The sequence below is a fragment of the Streptomyces luomodiensis genome (genome assembly GCF_031679605.1).
Lineage (GTDB): Bacteria > Actinomycetota > Actinomycetes > Streptomycetales > Streptomycetaceae > Streptomyces > Streptomyces luomodiensis.
Genome location: NZ_CP117522.1, coordinates 4,738,612 through 4,760,143 on the forward strand (window position 1 = coordinate 4,738,612; position 21,532 = coordinate 4,760,143).

A 21,532-nucleotide genomic window follows, 5' to 3' on the forward strand; every position below is an offset into this window, starting at 1 on the left:
CTGTTCCCCGAGCATCGCACGCCTACCCGTCGCCAACGGTCCCTCGGACGAGTGATTGAGGGGAGCATTCGTCCGTTTCCGGGTGTGCCGGGGGTGTGCTTGTTCTACGACTCCGCCGTGCGGTGCACCCGCGCGACCCACTCGGCGGGTTTGCTGATCTCCGCCTTGGTCGGAAGGGTGTTGGGCGAGGTCCAGACCCGGTTGAAACCGTCCATGCCGACCTGGTTCACCACGGCCCGTACGAACCGCTCACCGTCACGGTACTGCCGCAGCTTGGCGTCGAGCCCCAGCAGCTTGCGCAGCGCCTGGTCCAGCCGGCCCGCGCCGCTCGCCCGGCGCTTCTGGAACTTCTCCCGGATCTCCGCCACGGACGGCACGACCTCCGGCCCCACCCCGTCCATGACGTAGTCGGCGTGCCCCTCCAGCAGCGACATCACCGCGGTCAGCCGGGCCAGGATCTCGCGCTGGGCCGGGGTCTGGACGAGTTCGATGATGGTGGGCGCGCCACCCTCCGCCGCGTCCCCCTCGTCTCCGGAACGGCCGCCGCTCAGGGACTGGACGGCCTCGCGGATCCGCTCCAGCAGGGTGGCCGGGTCCACATCGGTCTCGCCGAGGAACGCCTGGATCTCGGACTCGATGTGGTCGCGCAGCCAGGGCACGGCGGTGAACTGGGTGCGGTGGGTCTCCTCGTGCAGCGAGACCCACAGCCGGAAGTCGTGCGGGGCCACGTCGAGCTCCCGCTCCACATGGACGATGTTGGGCGCCACCAGCAGCAGCCGGCCGCCGCCCGGGGAGCCGGCGGGCAGCTCACGGGTCGCGGGCGCGAAGGTCTCGTACTGGCCGAGCACCCGGGAGGCGAGGAAGGACAGCAGCATCCCCAGCTCCACCCCGGTCACCTTGCCGCCGACCGTGCCCAGCACGGCCCCGCCGGGCAGTCCGCCGCGCCGGTCCTGCATCTTGCCCAGCAGCGGTTTGAGGAGCTGCCGGAAGCCCGCCACATTGGCCTTGATCCAGCCCGTGCGGTCCACCACGAGGACGGGGGTGTCGGAAGCCGGACCGCCCGAGACGGCCATCCGGGTGAACCCGCGGACGTGCTCCTCCGAGGACTTGGCGTGCCGGCGCAGCTCCGCGACGACGGCGCGCGCCTCCTCGCGGCTGACCTCGGGCCCCGGGCGCACCAGCCGGGTCGCGGTCGCGACCGCGAGGTTCCAGTCGACCATCTCCACACCACCGATGCTCGTCATGGCTTCACGGTACGTGGCCCGCGCCCCATCCGGGAGGACACCAGGGCCCGCGCAGGCGGCCGCCCCGCCTCCGGTCCGCCGCCCGCTCCGCCGCTCCGGTTCAGCGACAGGTCAGCGGCAGGTCAGCGGCAGCCGCAGTTGGCGAGGGCCGAGGCCATCCGGTCCAGGGCGTGCTGGGCGCCGTTCGGGTCGGTGGTGCCGTTCGTCATGAACGCGAAGACCAGCAGCCGGCCGTCCGCGTCCACGACCGAGCCCGCGAGGCTGTTGACCCCGGTGAGCGTGCCGGTCTTGGCGCGGACCACGCCCCGGCCCACCCCGTCGGCGTAGCGGGTGCGCAGGGTGCCAGTGAAACCGGCCACCGGCAGCCCGGTGAGCAGCGACCGCAGCTCCGGGTGGTCCTGGGCGGCGGCGCGCACCAGCACCTGGGCGAGCAGCCCGGCGGACACATGGTCGGCACGGTCGAGCCCGCTGCCGTCCGCGATCCGCGCACCGTCCAGCGGCAGTCCGAGCTTCCGCAGCCGCTCGGTCACGGCCTTGGCCCCGCCCGCGAAGCTCGCGGGCTCGCCCGCCGCGAGGGCGGTCTGCCGGGAGAGGGCCTCGGCGATGTCGTTGTCGCTGGTGGTCAGCATCCGCTCGACGAGCGAGGACAGCGGCTGGGAGCGGACGGAGGCCAGCGTCCGGGCGCCCTTGGCGGCCTTCCCCGACCGGGGCTCGCCCGTCACCTCGACACCCCGGTCGCGCAGCATCGACGCGAACGTACCGGCCGCGTCGGCGGCCGGGTCCGTGGCGCGCGGGGCCGGGCCGTGGTCGCTGTCGTCCTTACGGCCTTCGTCGGCCATCAGGGGGACGACGGGCGAGATGTTCTCGTTGGGGCCGATCGGGTGGAGCTTCGCCCCGGAGTAGAGCGAGGTGTCGTAACGGAGCCGGTAGGGTCCGGCGCCGCGCTTCTTGAGGGCGCGGGCGGTGGCGTCGGCCAATTGGCCGAGCGCGGCCGGGTGGTCGTCCCCTTTGACCTCGCGGGCGGTGAGGGTGGGGTCACCGCCGCCGACCAGCACGATGTCGTTCTCGCCCGCGCCCGCCACGACGCTGGTCCTGATGCGGTGGTCCGGGCCGAGGGCGGAGAGGGCCGCGGCGCCGGTCGCGAGCTTGATCGTCGAGGCGGGGACCGTGGCCGTCCCCGCCTTGCTGCCGAACACCTGCTGACCGGTGGTCACGTCCACCACCGACACCGAGCGCTCATCGCCCAGCGCGGAGTCCTCCAGCAGCGGTTCGAGCGTGTCGGCGAGCCCCGCCCCGGTGGGGGGCGGTACGGCGTCCTCGCCGCTGTCCGGCGACCGGGGCGCGGCCGGCCCGCCGAGCGCGGCCAGGACCGGCGCGGCGCTGGGCGCGGGCCGCGCCGGACCGTCGTCGCGCCCGCCGCCCGGAACCCCGTCCTCGGTGGCGCGGGCGCGTTCGGCCGTACGCTGACCGGCGTCCCACGGCCCGGCCACGAGCACCGCCACCACGGCGACCGCCAGGCCGGTCCCGGCGGAGACCGCCACCAGCTGCCAGGTCCGCCGCTGCTCCGGCGGCGTGCGCCGCCACTGGCGCCGGATACGGCCGCGCGCGCGATCCAGCGCGCGCAGCCCACGACCCCGCGCGCGGTCCAACTCGCGCAACCCTCGGCCGAGCCGGTGGCTCAGCCACTCCCTGACCTGCCACGATCTGGCTTCAGGCACGACCGACCAGCCCCTTTCGCCACCACACAGCTGCGTGGGGGACACTTAATCACCAGACGTATGTGTTGATCATGGAGGAGCCACCCGTGGAGTTCGACGTCACCATCGAGATCCCGAAGGGTTCGCGGAACAAGTACGAGGTGGACCACGAGACGGGTCGCATCCGTCTTGACCGGCGACTCTTCACGTCGACCAGCTACCCCGCGGACTACGGCTTCGTCGAGAACACCCTCGGCGAGGACGGCGACCCGCTGGACGCACTGGTCATTCTCGACGAGCCGACGTTCCCCGGCTGCCTGATCAAGTGCCGTGCCATCGGCATGTTCAGGATGACGGACGAGGCGGGTGGCGATGACAAGCTGCTTTGCGTACCGGCCTCGGACCCGCGGGTGGAGCACCTGCGTGATATTCATCACGTTTCGGAGTTCGACCGCCTGGAGATCCAGCACTTCTTCGAGGTCTACAAGGACCTCGAGCCGGGCAAGTCGGTCGAGGGGGCCAACTGGGTGGGCCGCGCCGAGGCCGAGGCCGAGGTGGAGGCGTCCATCAAGCGCCTCGAGGCCGCCGGCGGCCACTGAGTCCTGACCACGCCGGGCGGGCGGGGCACCCAGCGGGTGCCCCGCCCGCCCGCGTTTTCGGGCTGACGGCGCGTCCGGGCTGCCCGCGGTTCCGGGCCGGCGGCGCCGCGCCCCACCGGACCGAGCAGCCCCGGTCCCGCGCGGGCCAGCCCCGGCCCGGCGCGGGCAGCCCCTGGGCAGCCCCTGGGGTCAGAAGCCCCTGGTGCGTTTGGCGGCGCGCCGGTCGGACGGGTCCATGGGCGCACCCGGGGTCTTCAGGAAGAGCCGCGCGGCCTCGCCACCGAGGTTCACCCCTATGGCGATCGCCAGGGCCAGCGCCGCCGCCTGGGTGAGGTGGGGGATGCCGCGGTCCAGGTTTCCCTGGGCCAGGGCGAGCAGCCCGAAGTAGGTCGCGCTACCGGGGAGCAGGGGCCCGATCGCCGCCGTGACGTACGGCAACGCCGAGGCGTACCGATAGCGCGAGAGCAACTGGCCGAAGAGGCCGACCAGCCCGGCCGCCACGGTCGTGGCGGCGACGGGCGGCACGTCGGCGGTGTCGGCCAGCGCGCCGTAGACCACCCAGGCGACCCCGCCGTTGAGCGTGGCGAACAGCACGGTGTGCCGTTCCTGCTGGAGCAGGATGCAGAAGGTCAGCGCGAGCAGCATCGCGGCCAGGATCTGGATGTACGGCCGCTCCACATGGCGCAGCGCCGCCTCCGGGTTGAGCTTGGCGTCGAGCTGGACGCCCCCGTAGAGCACCGTGAGGACACCGCAGACGATGCCGACGATCAGATAGCCGACCTCGAGGAGGCGCGCCGCCGCGGTGATGTAATAGCCGGTCAGCCCGTCTTGGACGCCCGCGACCAGGGCCCGCCCCGGGATCAGCGCGAACAGCCCACCGGTGATCACGGCGGACGCCTGGAGCCCGGAGTTCGCGAGGCTGAGCGCCACCCCCATCGCGGCGGGCGGCATCGCCGCGGCCACGAACTGGTAGAACTCCGGAAGCCCGCGCCCCGAGGCCAGCCACGCCAGCCGGTCGCCGAGCATCGCGCCGATGGCCGCCGCGAAGAAGACCGGCCAGTCACCGCCGACCAGCATGCTCGCCGCGCCGGCCAGCCCGCCGCCCGCCACGGTGAGCGCCCAGCCGGGGTAGGGGTGGCGATTACGGCGTATCTCGGCCAGGCGCCGGTACGCCTCCTCCAGCGTGAAGTCGTCCTGTGAGGTGATGTCGTCGACCAGCCGGAAGACCGCGGACAGCCGGGTGTAGTCGGTGCCCCGGCGCCGTACGGTCCGGCTGGCGGTGACCGGGTCGTCGACCAGCGAGGGCTGGTAGCTGACCGACAGCAGGGTGAAGGTGACGGTCGGCTCGCAGCGGTCGAGCCCGTACGCGTGCGCCACGCCGAGCATCGCCGCCTCGACGTCCTCGGCCCCCTCGCCGCCCGCGAGCAGCAGCTCGGCGATACGGAGGGTGAGGTCGAGCACACGCGGCACGGCCGGCCCCGTCTCGTCCTGCCGCTCCACCCGCTCGGGCGTCGGGCGCTCGCTGATCGGCATGCGCAGCATCGTGCGCATCCGGTCCTGCCAGGGGGCGTCCTTGGTCAGCCGGAGGACGGGGATGCCGTTCGGCGGGGTGATGGCGGGGAAGCCGCCGGTGGTCTGGTTGCTCGACGGGGTCTTCACCCCGGCCGGGGGCACGAAGGCCGAGCCCTCGGGCTCACTGGGGGCTTCCGCGCTCAGCCCCTCGGGGACGGCGAACTCCGACGTCGGGTGCTCGTCCTCGGGCAGGGACGGCCGGGGGATGCCCAGAGGCGGCGTGAAGGCGCTGTGTGCCTCGTCGGACTGCGGCTTCTGGTTCTCTGCCGTGTCCACGTCCGGCGCGCTTACACCACGCGACACGTGCTGACGGTCCGGGGTCACGTTTCCTCGCTCCTCACCAGCCTCCCCGTACGGTTCTCAGCAGCCAAGGATGCAGCATCGGCGGCCACCGGAGCCCATTGTGCGGGGCGGCGACCGCCGAACGGGAGTGGGGGCGGTGTGAAGCGGATGTGAAGCCAGGGGAAAGGGCGAGGGAGCGAGGGAGGACGACGCGTGTCGCTCAGCGCTTCGCGTGGCGTCCGCGCGGCCCCTGAGAGGGGGCACCCGGGGTCGGACCCTGCGGCTCCGCCGGTCCCGCCGCGCCCTCCTTCTTGGCCTTGCCGCGGGCCCGGAGGTACTCGATCACGATCGGGATGACCGACAGCAGCACGATCGCGATCAGCATCATCTCGATGTGCTGATGGACGAAGTCGATCTTCCCGAGCGCCGAGCCGAGCAGGGTGACGCCGGTCCCCCACAGCACGCCGCCGATGACGTTGAAGATGATGAACGAGCGGTAGTTCATCCGGCTCACGCCCGCGATGATCGGCGTGAACGTGCGCACGATGGGCACGAAGCGGGCCAGGATCAGCGACTTCGGCCCGTGCTTCTCGAAGAACTCATGCGCCTTCTCCACGTTCTCCTGTTTGAAGAGCTTGGAGTCGGGGCGCCGGAACAGCGTCGGCCCCACCTTCCGGCCGAACAGATATCCGGCCTGGTCACCGAGGATCGCGGCCACGGCCACGGCCACGCACACCAGCCACAGCTCCTGCTTGATCACATCGGTGGTCACCAGCAGGCCGGTGGTGAAGAGCAGCGAGTCGCCCGGCAGGAAGAAGCCGATGAGCAGGCCGGACTCCGCGAAAACGATGGCCAGGACACCGAGCAGACCGAAGGTTTCGATCAGATAGTCCGGGTCCAGCCACTGAGGGCCGAGCGCGAGGGTGTTCACGGGTGTGAGGCTCCTGGGTCGAGGGGTGCAGGCTCGTGCGAGGCCCGGCCGCAGGTTCGGGGCGGACTGAGTGTTTATCGCAGTGTGCCGCCCAAAGCTATCAACGCCATGTGCCTGCCCTGGGTTCCCACCAGCGGACCGGAGGTATAGGGCGAGCCCCGGCCGGGCCCTGTCGATGCCGGTTCGGTACGGGTTCCACGGTGCGGCCTCACGTCGCGTGAGGTGCGAGTCCGGATGGCGAAACCATCCGACCGGCGTGGTGGGCCGCTGTCATCCTGCCGGTTGTGCTGGGGATAACCGATCTTTCGACCTATCTGGCCGGTCTGGCGCTGATCATCCTGCTGCCGGGCCCCAACTCGCTGTACGTGGTGTCGGTCGCGGCCCGCCGCGGCCCCCGTACCGGCTACCGGGCGGCGGCCGGGGTGCTGTGCGGGGATACGGTCCTGATGGCGCTGTCGGCGGGCGGGGTGGCCTCGCTGCTGCACGCCAGCCCGGTGCTCTTCGCGGTGGTCAAGTTCGTGGGCGCGGGCTATCTGACCTGGCTGGCGGTGGGCATGCTGCGCGGGGCGCGGGCGCTGTGGCGCCGCCGGGCGCAGGGCGCGGGGGCGGCCCGCGGCGCCGAGGGCGCGGCCGGGGCCATGGGGTCCGCGGAGGGCGAGCGCCCGTACCGCCGGGCTCTGGTCATCAGCCTGCTGAACCCGAAGGCGATCCTGTTCTTCATCTCCTTCTTCGTGCAGTTCGTGGATCCGCACTACGCCCATCCCGCGCTGTCCTTCGTGGCGCTGGGCGCCTGGGCGCAGCTGTTCAGCATCACCTACCTGTCGGTGCTGATCTTCAGCGGTACGTATCTCGCGGCCACCTTCCGGCGGCGTCAGCGGCTGCGGGCGGGGCTGTCGGCGGCCGCGGGCGCGGCGTTCCTCGGCTTCGCGGCGAAACTGTCGCTCAGCAGCGCGGGGTAGCCGGTACGGCGCGGGGGTGGCCGGTACGGCGCGGGACCGGGATGCGCGCCCGATATGCCCGTAATTTAATGAAGATGGCACTTCATCACGGCATGCGTGGCCGACGCGACAAGGAAGAGCGCCCCGAGTTCTCCGTCAACCCGCTCTACGGGGAGGCCAATCCGGTCAGCGGGATGAGCGGCGAACCCCCGTGCCACCGTTTCCCGGACGGGCCGATGGCGCCCACGACCGCGTATCAGTTCGTCCATGACGAGCTGATGCTGGACGGCAACGCCCGCCAGAATCTCGCCACCTTCGTCACGACGTGGATGGAGCCGCAGGCGGGCCGGCTGATGGCCGACTGCCTCGACAAGAACATGATCGACAAGGATGAGTACCCGCGCACCGCCGAGCTGGAGCGGCGGTGCGTGGCGATGCTCGCCCATCTGTGGCACGCCCCCGACCCGGACACGGTCATGGGCTGCTCCACCACGGGGTCGAGCGAGGCGTGCATGCTGGCCGGAATGGCGCTCAAGCGGCGCTGGGCCAAACGGAACCCGGTGAGCTATCCGGCGACCGCCCGGCCCAACCTGATCATGGGGACCAATGTCCAGGTGTGCTGGGAGAAGTTCTGCGACTTCTGGGAGGTGGAGGCGCGACAGGTGCCCATGGAGGGCAACCGGTTCCATCTCGATCCCCAGGCCGCGGCCGATCTGTGCGATGAGAACACCATCGGGGTCGTCGCGGTCCTCGGCTCGACCTTCGACGGCTCCTACGAACCCGTCGCCGAGGTGTGCCGGGCGCTGGACGACCTCCAGGAGCGCACCGGACTGAACGTCCCGGTGCATGTGGACGGCGCCTCGGGCGCGATGGTCGCCCCGTTCCTCGACCCGGAGCTGATGTGGGACTTCCGGCTGCCGCGGGTCGCCTCCATCAACACCTCGGGGCACAAGTACGGCCTGGTCTACCCGGGGGTGGGGTGGGCGCTGTGGCGCACGGCGGAGGATCTGCCCGAGGACCTGGTCTTCCGCGTCGACTACCTGGGCGGCGACATGCCGACCTTCGCGCTCAACTTCTCCCGCCCCGGCGCCCAGGTGGCCGCCCAGTACTACACCTTCGTGCGGCTGGGCCGGGAGGGCTTCCGCGCCGTCCAGCAGAACACCCGCGACGTGGCGCGCTCACTGGCCGAGCGGATCGAGGCGCTCGGCGACTTCACCCTGCTGAGCCGCGGCGATCAGCTGCCGGTGTTCGCCTTCACCACGGCGGAGGAGATCGACACCTTCGACGTCTACGACGTCTCCCGGCGGCTGCGCGAACGCGGCTGGCTGGTGCCCGCGTACTCCTTCCCGCCCAACCGGGAGGACCTGTCCGTGCTGCGGGTGGTGTGCCGCAACGGCTTCTCGGTGGACCTCGCCGATCTCTTCCTGGACGACCTGGCGTCCCTGCTGCCGGAGTTGCGGGCCCAGACCGCGCCGCTGGGGAAGGCCGTCACCGCGTTCCACCACTGAGGAGCCGGCGGCGGACCGGCGGGCGGCCTCAGCCCGTCTGGGCCGGGGACCGGAGCAGCTCGGCCCGGCGCCGGACCGCCTCCAGGGCGCCGGGTCTGCGGCCGGGCACCCGGCCCCGCAGGTCGAGCAGCAGCGGGGCGAGGGCGGCGGCCCTGGCCCGGTCCTGGACGAACTGCCACTGGTGGTGCGCCCGGTCCACGGCCCCCTCGACCTCCGGGTGACCGGCCGGCTCCCCGTTGCCCAGCCGCGCGTCGGCCACCGCGAGCCACAGCTCGCAGGCGCGGGCCGGGTCCCCGGCGATCCGGGAGAGGTCGGCGCGGACCTCCAGCCAGTGGATCGCCTCGGCGGAGCGGGGACCGGCCGTCCGGAAGGCCTCCTGCTCCCAGGCGGCCGCCATCGAGGCCGCCTCGCTGTGCCGCCCCGCGTTGGCCGCCTCGAATATCGCGGCGTGTATCGCGGCGTGCGGATCGGGCACGGGCGCCCGTCCGGGCGCGGGAGCGTGGGCCGGTGGCGCCGGGACCCGCACGGAATCGGCCGGCCGGAACGGTTCGGCAGTGCCCGGCGGCAGCGGGGCCGGACCGGCCGCCACCGGACCGGCCGGCCGGACCTCCGGCGCGAAGGCGGCCGGGACCGCGTACGTCTCGTCCGGTCCGGCGCCGTCCAGCAGCAGTTCGGGACCGCCGCCCAACCCCGCCTCCGCCGCGGCCCGCTGATGCAGCAGCGCGAACGGCGGGCGTTCGGCGGCGGCCCGCAGCAGCCCGGCGAACGCCCGGCTGTAGCCCGGCGTCGCCATCCCCCGCTTGGGCCGGGCGGGCGCCACCGTGCCGTACAGCGTCAGCCCGGCCGCGAGCCCGTACGGCCCGGCGGCCCTCAGCAGCGGCCAGGCCGTCTCGTCGGCCACCAGATCGGCGACCACGACGGTACTGCCCGGCGGCCGCCCGCCGAGCTCGGCCGCCAGCCAGTGCCAGGGCAGCGCGGTGTAGCGGACCGTCCTCGGCGCCGTACGGGCCAACGCCACATGCGGCAGCCGCTGTTTGGCGTCGAGCGTGAGCTGGCCCGTGAGATGGACCAGCACCGGACCCGGGTGCGCGGCGGCCGTCCGCAGATGCGTCAGCACGGTCTGCGGATCGACCGGGTCCACGAGTTGGACGACGCTGGCGCCGCCGGGCGTGCCCAGCAGCGCCGCCGGTGGTACGGCGGCGAGCTGGGGCAGCGCGGCGGTCGCGTCCATCAGTCGCTGTTTTCCGACCGGGCCGGCGGCGAGCAGCAGGGCATAACCAGGCCCGCTCACCGTCTCCGCCCCCGTGCCCGACCTGTCGTTCCCCATACCTGAACCGTAGCCGCAACCGGCGACGACCGGTGCGGGCAGCCGTCCCCGGTCGCGTGGCTTTCTCAGTCGGTGCCGGGTTCGGCGTACGGGTTGGGGGCGCCGTCCGGCAGGACGTCCACCGAGCGCTCCCCCTCGCCCGCCATCACATACGCCCCGCCCTCGAGCCGCTCGATCAGCCCACGGGTCCACTCGGCCCCGCTGTCCGCGGAGTGCACCCAGAACTTCATGATCTCGCCGATATGGCCCCACTCCTCGGGCGTGCCGTCCGGCGGCGTCCAGTGCCGGGTCACCTCGGCCCGCCACTCCTCCAGCGCCGCCACCCGCCGCTTCAGCAGGGTGATCGCCTCGGCACGGGGCAGGTCGACGATGAACCCCACCCCGGCCGTCAGCTCGTCGATCTTCTGGTCATGGCGCAGCAACGCCTCCCGCAGCAGCCGGACGTACTCCTCCTCGCCCGCCTCGGTCAGCTCGTACTCGGTCCGCGGCGGCCCGCCCGCCGTGCTCGGCGCGACGTCGTGGGCGTGCATCAGCCCCTGCTTCGCCATCTGCTTGAGGGCGTGGTAGATCGACCCGGGTTTGGCGTTGGACCACTGGTGCGCGCCCCAGAACTCCAGGTCGTTACGGACCTGGTAGCCGTGCGCCCGCCCGTGCTGGCGCACGGCCCCCAGCACCAGCAGCCGGATCGCTGACATCGCCCGCTCTTCTCCATCCTGGTCCCGTCCCCGCCGTGACCAGGCTAGTGCCGCGTCGGAGGGCGCCACCGGGCCGGGCGGATCACCGCTCGCGTCGCCGCTCGCGTCACCGGTCGCGTCACCGGTCGCGTCACCGGTCGCGTCACCGGTCGAGGACCGACCAGTCCGGCTCCGGCATCGCCCCGGTCTCGAAGACCAGGTCGAAGGCGCCCTTGCCGTCGATCGTCTCGCGGATGATGTCGGCGTGGCCGGCGTGCCGGGCGGTCTCCTCGATCATGTGGAGGATCAGCCAGCGCCAGGTGCGGGTGCCGCCCTCGTCCCACGGATAGCGGGGCGCCTCGAAGGTCGCGTCCAGCGAGGGCAGGGCCCGGATGGCGGCATCGGTCTTCCGTGCCGCCTCCTCGTAGCGGGCGAGCAGCACCTCGACCGTCTCGTCCTCGGCGGGCCGGAAGCTGTCCTCCCACTGGGCCATCTGCTCCTTGGGGTCCCCCACCTCCCCCCGGGCGGTTCCGAGCCAGCCCCGCTCGCCCGTGAGCGCGTGCTTGAGCAGCGCGGACAGGGAGAGCGCGCTCGCGCTGGGGGCGCTGCGGGCCTGCTCCTCGGTCAGTCCGTGCACCGCGCGCCGGATGCCACCGCGCTGTGCGTCCAGATACGCCAGCAGCGCACCGCGCTCGTCCTGACACGCTTCGGGGTTCACGATCACGGGCATGGGCCGTCGCCTTCCATCAGGAGGGCGTCCGGGTCCGGCGCCCTTCGATGCACCTCACGCTAGGAGGGCAAGCGGTCAGTTTCTGTCCGCGACCGGCGCGCTTCCGCGGCGTTCCCGCGGGGTCAGAACGGGAACTGGCTCCGGCCGTGCTGGATGGAGATCCACTTGGTGGTGGTGAAGTCCTCGATCATCGACTCCCCGTTGAGCCGCCCCAGCCCGGAGTGCTTCTCCCCGCCGAACGGCACGATCGGCTCATCGTGGACCGTGCTGTCGTTCACGTGGAACATGCCGGTGTGGACCCGCTGGGCGAACCGCACCCCGCGCTCCACGTCGCCGGTGTGCACGGCGCCGCTGAGCCCGTAGTCCGTGTCATTGGCGATCCGGACGGCCTCGTCGTCGCCGTCGAACGGAATCAGCGTCACCACCGGCCCGAACACCTCCTGGCCGAGGATCGCCGAGCCCTCCGGGACCCCGCTGAGCACGGTCGGCCCCATCAGGGTGCCCTCGGTGCGGCCCCGCACCAGCGCGGTGGCGCCGTCGGCGATCGTCTGGTCGACGAGCGAGGTGATCGCCTCGGCCTGGCTCTCGTTGATCAGCGGGCCGATGTGGGTGGTGGGATCGCCCGGGTCGCCCACCTTCAGCGTCTCCACCTTGGCCACGAACTTCTCGGTGAACTCCCGCTCCACCGCCCGGTCCACCAGCACCCGGTTGGCCGCCATACAGACCTGCCCCTGGTGGACGAAGCGGCTGAAGACCGCCGCGTCCACCGCGTAGTCCAGGTCGGCGTCGTCGAGCACGACCAGCGCGCTGTTGCCGCCCAGCTCCAGGACCGTGCGCTTGAAGTGGGCGGCGGCCACGGTGGCGACATGCCGGCCGACCTTGTCCGAGCCGGTGAACGAGATCACCTTCGGGACGGGGTGCTCGATCAGGGCGTCGCCGATCTCCGCGATGTCGGTGACCACGACATTGAGCAGCCCGGCGGGCAGCCCGGCCTCCTCGAAGATCCTGGCGACCAGACCGCCGCCGCAGACCGGGGTGTTCTGGTGCGGCTTGAGGACGACGGCGTTGCCGAGGGCCAGCGCGGGGGCGACCGACTTCAGCGACAGCAGGAAGGGGAAGTTGAACGGGCTGATGACACCGACCACGCCCACCGGCAGCCGGTAGAGCCGGTTCTCCTTGCCGTCGACGGGCGACGGCAGGATACGGCCCTCGGGCCGCAGCGCCAGCTGGACCGCCTCCCGCAGGAACTCCTTGGCCAGGTGCAGCTCGAAGCCCGCCTTCACATGGGTGCCACCGCACTCCGCGATGATCGTCTCGGTGAGCTCCTTCTCCCGCTCCTCGATGATCCGCAGCGCCCGCTCGAAGACCGCCCGGCGGGCATAGGGATTGGTGGCACCCCACGCGGACTGCGCCCGCTCGGCCGCCCGGTAGGCCAGGTCCACCTCCTCGACGGTCGCCACGGTGATGGAGGCGAGCTTCTCCCCGTTGTAGGGGTTGAAGTCCACGATGTCCCAGGAACCGCTTCCGCCGCGCCACTCGCCGTCGATGAACTGAAGGGCCAACTCGGAGAAGTAGGACATGCCATCCCTCTCTGGATGACGCGGTGCCGTTCACCGACAACCGCGCACAGGTGGGGGGTATTCGGTATTCCTGACAGAACGTCATCCTACTGGCGGGTTATCGGCGCGTCATTGACGAGTCGCTGATGAGGCACTGACGCGCCGCTGATGAGACGCCGATGCGGCACCGATGAGGCACCGATGCGCCACTGACGCGTCAGGCATCCCGGAGGAGCCCGCGGAGCAGATCCCGGCTCTTCTCCGGCGAGAGGCTGTCCGCGCTCAGCCGCTCCAGCACCCGCTCGTAGTGGGCCACTTCATCGGGTTTGTCCAGGTAGAGCGCACTGGTCAGCTGTTCCAGATAGACGACGTCGGGCAGATCGGACTCCGGGAACCGCAGCCGGGTGAACGCCCCGCTCTCCCCCGCGTGCCCGCCGAAGGCGAACGGCATCACCTGGAGCGTCACATGCCGGTGCTCGGAGACCGTGAGCAGATGGCGCAGCTGGGCGGACATCACGCTCCGCCCGCCGTAGGGGCGGTGCAGCGCGGCCTCGTCCAGCACCACGTGGAACGCCGGGGCGCGCTCGGAGACCAGCAGCTTCTGCCGCTCCAGCCGCAGCGCCACCCGCCGGTCCACCTCCGAGGCGCACGCCTGCGGCTGGCCGCAGGCGACCACGGCGTGGGCGTAGCCCTCGGTCTGGAGCAGCCCGTGGATGAACTGGACCTCGTAGCAGGCGATATGGGAGGCGGCGCCCTCCAGGCCGACGTAGGTCTGGAACCAGCCGGGCAGCACATCGCCGTAACTGTGCCACCACCCGGCGACATTGGCCTCGCGGGCGAGCGCGAGCAGCGCCGCGCGCTCCGCCTCGTCACTGACTCCGTACAGGGTCAGCAGGTCCTCGATGTCCCGCGCCTTGAAGCTCACCCGGCCCAGTTCCATCCGGCTGATCTTGGACTCGGAGGCCCGGATCGAATAGCCCGCCGCCTCACGGGTGATGCCACGGGCCTCGCGCAACCGCCTGAGCTGAGAGCCCAGGAGGATCCGGCGCACCACCGATCCACTCGACTCGCCTGCGGCCATGTCGGCGATCCTCCCTGTACGGAAAGCATCCTTGCGAACGGCGCCCCCGCGGCCCCTGGAGGCGAAGTCTGCCACTGATCGGGCTGCGCGCCGTATGCGCGTCGTTACTCAGCCACGGGTTGAACGTCAGTGTACGGAGTCAGAAATCCCGGTAAAACCGAGCGGACCGGACCAACTGAGGGCCGTGCACGTGCATCTGCCCTTGCATCTGCCGTGCGCATTCGGAACCATAGGGTGTGCGCACGGGCAAGCTGGTACGAAATCTGGCCAGGATTCGTCACGGCCACGGAAGCGGGAGTGCTCGCATGGGGAGCGAAGCTTCAACCCTGCTGGGACCCTTGTGGCAAGGGCTTGCCCCGATCGATCCCTCCGGCGTCTCCGGAGCCGTCTCCTGCGCACTCCCCGCCCGCTACGAGGCGGTCAAGGGCGCCCGTCAGTTCACCGGCTCGACCCTGCGGCAGTGGGACATCCCCGAGCTCCTCGACGAAGTGGCGCTGGTCGTCTCCGAACTGGTCACCAACGCGCTCCGGCACGCCCTGCCCGGCGGCCCGGCGGCCGGTGAGCCGGACCGCCCGGTGCGGCTGCACCTGATGCGCGGCCCCTCACGGCTGGTGTGCGCGGTACGCGACCCCAGCGAGGTGGGGCCGGTGGCGGGCGAGGCGGGCTGCGGCGAGGAGTCGGGGCGCGGCCTGCACCTGGTGGAGTCCTTCACGGACGGCTGGGGCTGGCGGCCGCTCGCGGGCACCCGGCGCGGCAAGATCGTCTGGGCCGTCTTCCACCTGCCCCGGACGTAACACATAACCGGCCGCACGCTCCGCCCGCACGGCCGCGCGTCCGTTCGCACGGGCGGATGGTCACGGGCGGGCGCTCCGTTCACACGGGCGGGCGGTCACGGGCGGGTGGACTCCGGCGGGGCCGTGGTGATGCCCAGGCTGTGCAGCTGGAAGAGCCGGGTCACATCGTGCATCGTGACGATGCCCTCCAGCCGCCCGTGGTCCACCACCAGCACCGGCATTCCGCCACCGCCCGGACGCGCCCGCTCCAGCACCTCGCTCAGCAGCTCACCGGGCTCGGCCACCGTGCACCGCGCCAGCGGTATCGCCACATCGCGCGCCCGCTGGGTCTCCCGGGCCCCGGCCGGCACCGCCGCGAGGGCGCGCAGCTGGACGACCCCGCTGGGCCGCCCCTCGAAGTCCAGCAGCGGCAGCACCGAGTGCCGGGAGTGGGCCGCCACCTCGTCGATGAACCGCTCCACGGTCAGCCAGTCCGCCCCGGTGGCGACCGGCGCCGACATCGCGTCGCCCACCCGCACCCCGCGCAGCGCCGTGTCGACTCCGGCCCGCTGCCGCTCCGCATTGGCGATGATCACCATGAACAGGCCGATGAGCGAGAGCCACAGCCCGCCGGTGTTCCCGCGCAGGAAGGAGATCCAGCCGAGCGCGATGAGCGCCACGCCGAGGATCTGGCCACTGCGCCCCGCCGCCCGCTCGGCGCGTTGGCGGTCCCCGGTGCGCCACCAGATCACCGCCTGGACCACCCGTCCGCCGTCCAGCGGCGCGGCGGGCAGCAGATTGAAGACACCCAGCAGCAGATTGGCCCAGCCCAGCCAGATCAGGACGGCGGTGGAGACCCCCCATCCGGTGAGCGCGTGCACCCCGATCCCCGCGCCGACCGCGATACCGCCGATGACCAGGCTGGTGAGCGGTCCGCTGACGGCCACCCAGAACGCGACCCCGGCGGTGCGGGGCCGTCCCATCTTGGTCATGCCGCCAAGTGCCCACAGCGTCACGTCCTCCACCGAGACGCCCCGCTTGCGGGCGGTGACCGCGTGCGCGGCCTCGTGCAGCAGCAGGCTGCCCATCAGCAGTACGGCGCCGACGGCGCTGGCGAAGGCGTAGACGGCGGTCGTCCGGCCGGGGGTCCACGCGGGCAGCGTCTCGTGGCCGAGCCCGTAAGCGAGCAGCACGATGAGCACTGGGACGCTCCAGTGCATCCGCAGTGGAACCCCGAGTACGCGTCCGACGCGGACCGAGCCGTTCATCGCCGTCTCACATCAGTCGGGTGCCCCCGCCTGCCACTACCAGTGTCGCGCGTCTACCAGTGTCGCGCGTCCGCGGCGATCAGCCCAGAGCGGCCGGATCGTGTGCCAGATGGTCGAATTCGCCGTCCTTGGCCCCGCGCAGCATCGCCTCGACCTCGGCCGGGGTGTAGATCAGCGCCGGGCCGTCGGGGAACCGGGAGTTGCGGACAGCCACGTCCCCGCCGGGCAGTTTGGCGAACTCGACACAGGACCCCTGGGAGTTGCTGTGTCTGCTCTTCTGCCAGACGACCCCCTGAAGGTCCGCGGCCGCCATGCCGTTGTACGGGTGGTCGCGCACAGGGCTTCTCCACTGTTCGTGCAGTTGTCAACTGCCCCGGATCATAGCCGCGTTCCTTTGCGAATGCATGAGCGAATGCACTTGCTTCTGCACGGGTAGATGCACCAGCAGATGCACGTGCACCTTGCGTATCGGCGTGATCACCCGACACCCGGCGTCTCCTGCCCCGCGTGATGGAGAGCAGTCGTCATGAAGGACGCCGGGGTCCTCCCCCGGGTTGAGCCGACCTCGTCGCCCGGCGTTGTGCGGGCGTCGCCCGGCGTTGAGCCGACCTCGTCGCCCCGCGTCGTGCGGGCGTCGCCCGGCGTTGTCGGACCGTTGTCAGACCCCCCTGCCAGACTCACGGGCATGAGATGGGCGGCGGCGGAGACGGATCACGGGGGTGTTCGTCTCTGCCCGCTCGGCCCCGAGGGAAAGGCCGCCGGACCGGTTGTCGAGGTGACGGCGGAGCAGGGCGGGATCGCCGAGGCCGTGCGGTCCCGCCCCGAGGCCGACCGGTGGGTGTGGCGGTCCACCGCCGAGGTCTATCCGCGGCTGCTGGCCGCCGGGGTCCGGGTCGAGCGGGCCTATGACGTCGAGGCGGCCGAGGCGCTGCTCCTCGGCCATGAGGGGCGCTCGGGCGCGCCGCGTTCGCTCGCCGCCGCCTGGGCGCGGCTGCGCGGACTGCCCGTCCCCGAGGATCCGCCGCCCCGGGCGGCCGGGGCCCAGCCGTCGCTGTTCGAACCCGGTCCGCCGCCGCTGCCGCCGGGCACCGACCCGCTCGACGCGCTGCTCGCGGTGTACGCGGGGCAGCTGGTCCGTACGGAGGCGGCCGAGCACCCGGACCGGATGCGGCTGCTGACCACCGCCGAGTCGGCGGGGACGCTGATCGCCGCCGAGATGCGGCGCGCCGGGGTGCCCTGGCGGGCCGACCGCCACCGGGAGCTGCTGGACGAGCTGCTCGGCGAGCGCTATCCGGGCGGTCTGGAGCCGCGGCGCCTGGCCGAGCTGGCCGACGAGGTGTCACGCGCCTTCGGCACCCGGGTGCGGCCCGATCTGCCCGCCGAGGTCATCAGGGCGTTCGCCCGCGCGGGCATCGCGGTCGGCTCGACCCGCGCCTGGGAGCTGCGGCGGATCGACCACCCCGCCGTGGAGCCGCTGCTGCGCTACAAGAAGCTCTACCGGCTGCACACCGCCCACGGCTGGGCCTGGCTCCAGTCCTGGGTGCGCGACGGCCGCTTCCGCCCCGAGTACCTGCCCGGCGGCACCGTCTCCGGCCGCTGGACCACCCACGGCGGCGGCGCGCTCCAGATCCCCAAGGTGGTGCGGCGCGCGGTGGTGGCCGATCCGGGGTGGCGGCTGGTCGTGGCCGACGCCGACCAGATGGAGCCCCGGGTGCTCGCCGCGATCTCCCGGGACCCCGGGCTGATGGAGGTCGCGGGCAGCGCCCGGGACCTGTACGCGACGCTGTCCGAGACGCGCGTGGTCGGCAACCGCGACCAGGCCAAGCTCGCGCTGCTGGGCGCGGTGTACGGCCAGACCTCCGGCGACGGCCTCAAGCATCTGGCGGCCCTGCGGCGGCGCTTCCCGGCGGCGGTGGCGTATGTGGACGAGGCGGCCCGCGCGGGCGAGGAGGGCCGGCTGGTGCGCACCTGGCTGGGCCGCACCTGCCCGCCCGCCGGGGGCGCCACCGAGGAGCCGGCCGACGAGGCGGGGCTGCCCCGGGACCAGGCGGAGCCGTCGTACGGCAGCACGGCCGGCGCCCGCGCGCGGGGCCGGTTCACCCGGAACTTCGTGGTGCAGGGCAGCGCCGCCGACTGGGCCCTGCTGATGCTCGCGGCGCTGCGGCGGTCGCTGGCCAGGGCGGGGCTGCGTGCGGAGATCGTCTTCTTCCAGCACGACGAGGTGATCGTGCACTGCCCCACGGAGGAGGCCGACACGGTCCGGGAGGCGATCGCCGAGGCGGGCCGGACGGCCGGCCGGATCGCCTTCGGACCGACACCGGTGCGGTTCCCCTTCACCATGGCGGCGGTGGAGTGCTACGCCGACGCGAAGTAGGCGGCCACGGGGTACGGCCTCCCCCGACAGTGGGCGGCCACGGGATACGCCCCCTCCCCCGACAGCAGGCGGCCACGGGATACGCCCCCTCCCCCGACAGCAGGCGGCCACCGGGTACGGCCCCTCCCCCGACCGGCTCAGCCCCACAGGCAGGGGTCCCGGCTCTCCCCACACGATGAGAGCGGAGGGCCGCCGGGCGGTGGCCCGCCACGCCGCCCACCGGGGAGACCTGCCATGACCATCAGTCTCGAGGCACTGCGCCGCTGCTCCATCGCCGTCGACCTCGGCGCGGCCAGAACGCGTGTCTACCTCAGACGGACCGGGCTCATCGTGGACGAGCCGACCGTCGCCGCCGTGAACACCCTCACCGGCGGGCTGATCGCGGTCGGCACGCCGGCGGAGCGGATGAGCGGGCGGACGCCCGCGCACATCCAGGTGGTACGGCCGGTCTCCAACGGCACCGTCGTCGACATCGCCATGGCCCAGCGGATGCTGCGGCTGCTGCTGGGCAACAAGCTGCGCCGGGCCTGGCGGCGCCGGCCGCTGGTGAGCGCCGCCGTCTGCGTCCAGCACGACGCCAACCCGCTCGCCCAGCGCGCCGCCGTGGAGACACTCACCGGTATCGGCGCCAAGCGAGTCGAGCTGGTGGACAGCCTGATCGCCGCCGCCGTGGGCTGCGGTCTGCCCGTCGAACGGCCCGAGGCGACGATGATCGTGGTGTGCGGCGCGGCCACCACCCAGGTCGCGGTGTTGTCGCTGGGCTCGATCGTGGCCGCCGAGCGGGTGCCGGTGGGCGGGGAGACCGTGGACCACGCCGTCGTCCAGCACCTGCGCAACGAGCACGCGCTGATGCTGCCCAGCCAGGCCGTCCGCCCCCTGCATCTGGTCCTCAAGGAGGGCGCACCGGCCTCGGGCAGCACCGAGGTGCACGGCCGGGACGTGGCCACGGGGCTCGCCCGGTCCGTACGGATCGACGTCGAGAGCGTGCGGACCGCCATCCGCACCCCGCTCACCGGGGTGCTGGACGCCATCGGCACGGTGCTGCGCCGCTGCCCGCCCGATCTGGTGGCCGACCTCGTCGACCGCGGCATCATGCTGGCCGGCGGCAGCGCGGTGCTGCCCGGGTTCGACGAGATGCTGCGGGAGGCCACCGGTATGCCGCTGAGCATCGCCGACCACCCCGACGTCTGCGCGGTCGAGGGGCTCGGCGCGATGCTCGACGGCAAGGTGCAGCCGCTGGCGCTGGACGCGATGGTCTCCTGACCCCGCCGCCTGACCCCGTCTCCGGGTCCCGCCGCCCGATCCCGCCGCCTGATCCCGCCCCTTGACCCCGTCTCCTGACGCCTGATCGGAAATTCTTCGCGACGCGTTGAGCGGCCGTCTCCTCCCCTGCGTAGTGAAGGGGGAAGAGGCCGGCATGGCCGCCGATCCCCCCGGGGGCACAGACCGGGAGTCGTCCGTTGATGTTGTCCAACTCAGGTCAGGTCCTGGAGGTTCAGGTGCACGACGACGCCGCCGTGGCCGATGAGCGTCCGTCGAGATCCCGCCGTGGCACGCCGGACGAGCAGCTCATCCGCGCGCTCTACCAGGAGCACGCCGGGCCGTTGTTCGCGTTCGTGCTGCGGCTGGTCGCGGGCGACCGGCACCGTGCGGAGGACATCGTCCAGGAGACCCTGGTGCGCGCCTGGCGGAACGCCGACCGGCTGTCCCGGGCCACCGGCTCCATCCGGCCCTGGCTGGTCACGGTCGCCCGGCGGATCGTCATCGACGGACACCGCAGCCGGCAGGCCCGGCCGCAGGAGGTCGACCCCTCCCCGCTGGAACTCCTGCCCGCGGAGGACGAGATCGACCGCGCGCTGCGGCTGATGACCCTGGCCGACGCGATGCAGGACCTCAGCGACGCCCACCGCGAGGTGCTGGTCGAGACGTACTTCAAGGGGCGGACCGTCAGCGAGGCGGCCCAGACCCTCGGCATACCCAGCGGGACGGTACGGTCCCGGGTCTTCTACGCGCTGCGCTCCATGAAGCTCGCGCTGGAGGAGAGAGGAGTGACGGCATGACAGCGCGGACGCATCACCACCACCCGGGACACGACGCCGTCGGCGCGTATGCGCTCGGCGTGCTCGACGAGGCGGACGCCGCCCGGTTCGAGGAGCATCTGGCCGGCTGCGCCCCGTGCGGACGGCGGCTGGACGAGCTGACCGGCCTGGAACCCCTGCTGGCCGCGCTGGCCGCCGACGTCCCCGGAATCCACGGCAGCCCCGGGCGGACCCAGCTCACCGGCCACACCCCGCATGCCTTCAGCGCCACCCCGGGCGCCATCGAGACCCTCACCGCGCGCCCCGGCCCCGCCGTGTTCCACCGCATGGCGGGCGAGGTCGCCGCGTCCCGCGCCAAGCGGCGGCGGCGCGGTCTGTACCTGGTCGCGGCGGCGGCCGCCCTGATCGTCGGCGGTCCGCTCGGCACCGTCGCGGTCACCTCCGGCGGCGGCTCGGACAGCTCCGTCTCGGCCGCGGCCGGCGAGCGCGGCCTCTTCGAGCGGATGCCGGACAAGGTGCGGGGCACCGACCCGGACACCGAGGTGGACGCGGCGGTCGCGCTGGAGGACAGGATGTGGGGCACCGACGCCGTGCTCAGGCTGAAGAACGTCAAAGGCCCCCTGGACTGCAGCCTGATCGCGATCTCCAGGGACGGCCGTGAGCAGACGATGACGACCTGGTCCGTGCCCACGTGGGGATACGGCATCGAGGACAGCCCCAAGGCGGCCGCGAGAGAGCCGCTGTGGGCCCACGGCGGCGCGGCGATGAAGCGCGCCGACATCGAACGTCTCGAGGTCCGTACGAACGAGGGAAAGCGCCTGATCTCCCTGGACGCCTGACGTCCGCCGACGGGCTTTCCGGCCGGTGCCACCCGGATCGCCGATCACTCCGTGCGGCGTGGTGAACGAGATGTTACACAGAGTGTGATATGTCGTG

19 protein-coding genes are annotated in these 21,532 nt (G+C 72.5%); 8 read left to right on the forward strand and 11 right to left on the reverse strand.

What is annotated here, in order from left to right:
- Window positions 1-104: 104 nt before the first annotated feature.
- Both PS467_RS19775 and dacB read right to left on the reverse strand, forming a co-directional pair.
- A complete protein-coding gene (locus PS467_RS19775) occupies window positions 105-1,244 on the reverse strand; it encodes a zinc-dependent metalloprotease (protein ID WP_311036405.1) in 1,140 nt (379 codons plus the stop codon).
- Window positions 1,245-1,366: 122 nt separating this feature from the next.
- The gene (gene dacB / locus PS467_RS19780) at window positions 1,367-2,962 is read right to left on the reverse strand and encodes a D-alanyl-D-alanine carboxypeptidase/D-alanyl-D-alanine endopeptidase (RefSeq protein WP_311036406.1); all 1,596 of its coding nucleotides are present in this window, start codon (window positions 2,960-2,962) and stop codon (window positions 1,367-1,369) included.
- A gap of 86 nt (window positions 2,963-3,048) precedes the next feature.
- On the opposite strand from dacB, the gene PS467_RS19785 reads away from it, so the two are divergent.
- A complete protein-coding gene (locus PS467_RS19785) occupies window positions 3,049-3,540 on the forward strand; it encodes an inorganic diphosphatase (RefSeq protein ID WP_014061662.1) in 492 nt (163 codons plus the stop codon).
- Between the two features lie 189 nt (window positions 3,541-3,729).
- Here the strand turns inward: PS467_RS19785 and PS467_RS19790 are convergent, their stop codons facing one another.
- Together PS467_RS19790 and PS467_RS19795 are read right to left on the reverse strand one after the other, a co-directional pair.
- Window positions 3,730-5,436, reverse strand: coding sequence for a threonine/serine exporter family protein (locus tag PS467_RS19790; protein WP_311036407.1), 1,707 nt, complete (start codon window positions 5,434-5,436; stop codon window positions 3,730-3,732).
- 178 nt (window positions 5,437-5,614) lie between these two features.
- The gene (locus PS467_RS19795; RefSeq protein WP_268972958.1) at window positions 5,615-6,325 is read right to left on the reverse strand and encodes a DedA family protein; all 711 of its coding nucleotides are present in this window, start codon (window positions 6,323-6,325) and stop codon (window positions 5,615-5,617) included.
- A gap of 284 nt (window positions 6,326-6,609) precedes the next feature.
- Between PS467_RS19795 and leuE the strand changes: the two genes are divergently transcribed.
- A complete protein-coding gene (leuE, locus tag PS467_RS19800) occupies window positions 6,610-7,284 on the forward strand; it encodes a leucine efflux protein LeuE (RefSeq protein WP_311036408.1) in 675 nt (224 codons plus the stop codon).
- A gap of 74 nt (window positions 7,285-7,358) precedes the next feature.
- A complete protein-coding gene (gene gad / locus PS467_RS19805; RefSeq protein ID WP_311036409.1) occupies window positions 7,359-8,771 on the forward strand; it encodes a glutamate decarboxylase in 1,413 nt (470 codons plus the stop codon).
- A gap of 28 nt (window positions 8,772-8,799) precedes the next feature.
- On the opposite strand, the gene PS467_RS19810 is transcribed toward gad, so the two are convergent.
- The 5 genes from PS467_RS19810 to PS467_RS19830 form a co-directional block, all read right to left on the reverse strand.
- Window positions 8,800-10,098, reverse strand: coding sequence for a hypothetical protein (locus PS467_RS19810; RefSeq protein ID WP_311036410.1), 1,299 nt, complete (start codon window positions 10,096-10,098; stop codon window positions 8,800-8,802).
- Between the two features lie 65 nt (window positions 10,099-10,163).
- Window positions 10,164-10,793 (reverse strand): PadR family transcriptional regulator, encoded by a 630-nt coding sequence (locus tag PS467_RS19815; RefSeq protein WP_268972962.1) that lies wholly within the window; start codon window positions 10,791-10,793, stop codon window positions 10,164-10,166.
- Window positions 10,794-10,935: 142 nt separating this feature from the next.
- Entirely contained in the window at window positions 10,936-11,502 is a 567-nt protein-coding gene (locus PS467_RS19820; protein WP_311036411.1) for a DinB family protein, read from the reverse strand.
- Window positions 11,503-11,624: 122 nt separating this feature from the next.
- Window positions 11,625-13,082, reverse strand: a complete 1,458-nt coding sequence (locus PS467_RS19825) for an aldehyde dehydrogenase family protein (RefSeq protein ID WP_311036412.1) — start codon at window positions 13,080-13,082, stop codon at window positions 11,625-11,627.
- Window positions 13,083-13,278: 196 nt separating this feature from the next.
- Window positions 13,279-14,142, reverse strand: coding sequence for a Sco1979 family transcriptional regulator (locus tag PS467_RS19830; protein WP_311036413.1), 864 nt, complete (start codon window positions 14,140-14,142; stop codon window positions 13,279-13,281).
- A 305-nt stretch (window positions 14,143-14,447) separates the two neighbouring features.
- On the opposite strand from PS467_RS19830, the gene PS467_RS19835 reads away from it, so the two are divergent.
- Window positions 14,448-14,936, forward strand: coding sequence for an ATP-binding protein (locus PS467_RS19835; protein WP_311036414.1), 489 nt, complete (start codon window positions 14,448-14,450; stop codon window positions 14,934-14,936).
- Between the two features lie 95 nt (window positions 14,937-15,031).
- Here PS467_RS19835 and PS467_RS19840 read toward each other — a convergent pair whose 3' ends face one another.
- Together PS467_RS19840 and PS467_RS19845 are read right to left on the reverse strand one after the other, a co-directional pair.
- Complete coding sequence (locus PS467_RS19840; RefSeq protein ID WP_268972970.1) at window positions 15,032-16,183, reverse strand: site-2 protease family protein; 1,152 nt, start codon at window positions 16,181-16,183, stop codon at window positions 15,032-15,034.
- Window positions 16,184-16,262: 79 nt separating this feature from the next.
- Window positions 16,263-16,496, reverse strand: coding sequence for a DUF397 domain-containing protein (locus PS467_RS19845; protein WP_268977041.1), 234 nt, complete (start codon window positions 16,494-16,496; stop codon window positions 16,263-16,265).
- 372 nt (window positions 16,497-16,868) lie between these two features.
- Here PS467_RS19845 and PS467_RS19850 point away from each other — a divergent pair, with 372 nt between their 5' ends.
- The 4 genes from PS467_RS19850 to PS467_RS19865 all read left to right on the forward strand — a co-directional run bounded on the left by PS467_RS19850 (window position 16,869) and on the right by PS467_RS19865 (window position 21,435).
- The gene (locus PS467_RS19850) at window positions 16,869-18,557 is read left to right on the forward strand and encodes a bifunctional 3'-5' exonuclease/DNA polymerase (RefSeq protein WP_311036415.1); all 1,689 of its coding nucleotides are present in this window, start codon (window positions 16,869-16,871) and stop codon (window positions 18,555-18,557) included.
- A 234-nt stretch (window positions 18,558-18,791) separates the two neighbouring features.
- The gene (locus tag PS467_RS19855; protein ID WP_311036416.1) at window positions 18,792-19,820 is read left to right on the forward strand and encodes a rod shape-determining protein; all 1,029 of its coding nucleotides are present in this window, start codon (window positions 18,792-18,794) and stop codon (window positions 19,818-19,820) included.
- A 200-nt stretch (window positions 19,821-20,020) separates the two neighbouring features.
- The gene (locus PS467_RS19860) at window positions 20,021-20,617 is read left to right on the forward strand and encodes a sigma-70 family RNA polymerase sigma factor (protein WP_311036417.1); all 597 of its coding nucleotides are present in this window, start codon (window positions 20,021-20,023) and stop codon (window positions 20,615-20,617) included.
- Window positions 20,614-21,435 carry a zf-HC2 domain-containing protein gene (locus tag PS467_RS19865; RefSeq protein WP_311036418.1) on the forward strand — a complete coding sequence of 274 codons (822 nt, stop codon included), beginning with the start codon at window positions 20,614-20,616 and terminating at the stop codon, window positions 21,433-21,435. Before PS467_RS19860 ends, PS467_RS19865 begins: the two co-directional genes overlap by 4 nt.
- Window positions 21,436-21,532: the final 97 nt, after the last annotated feature.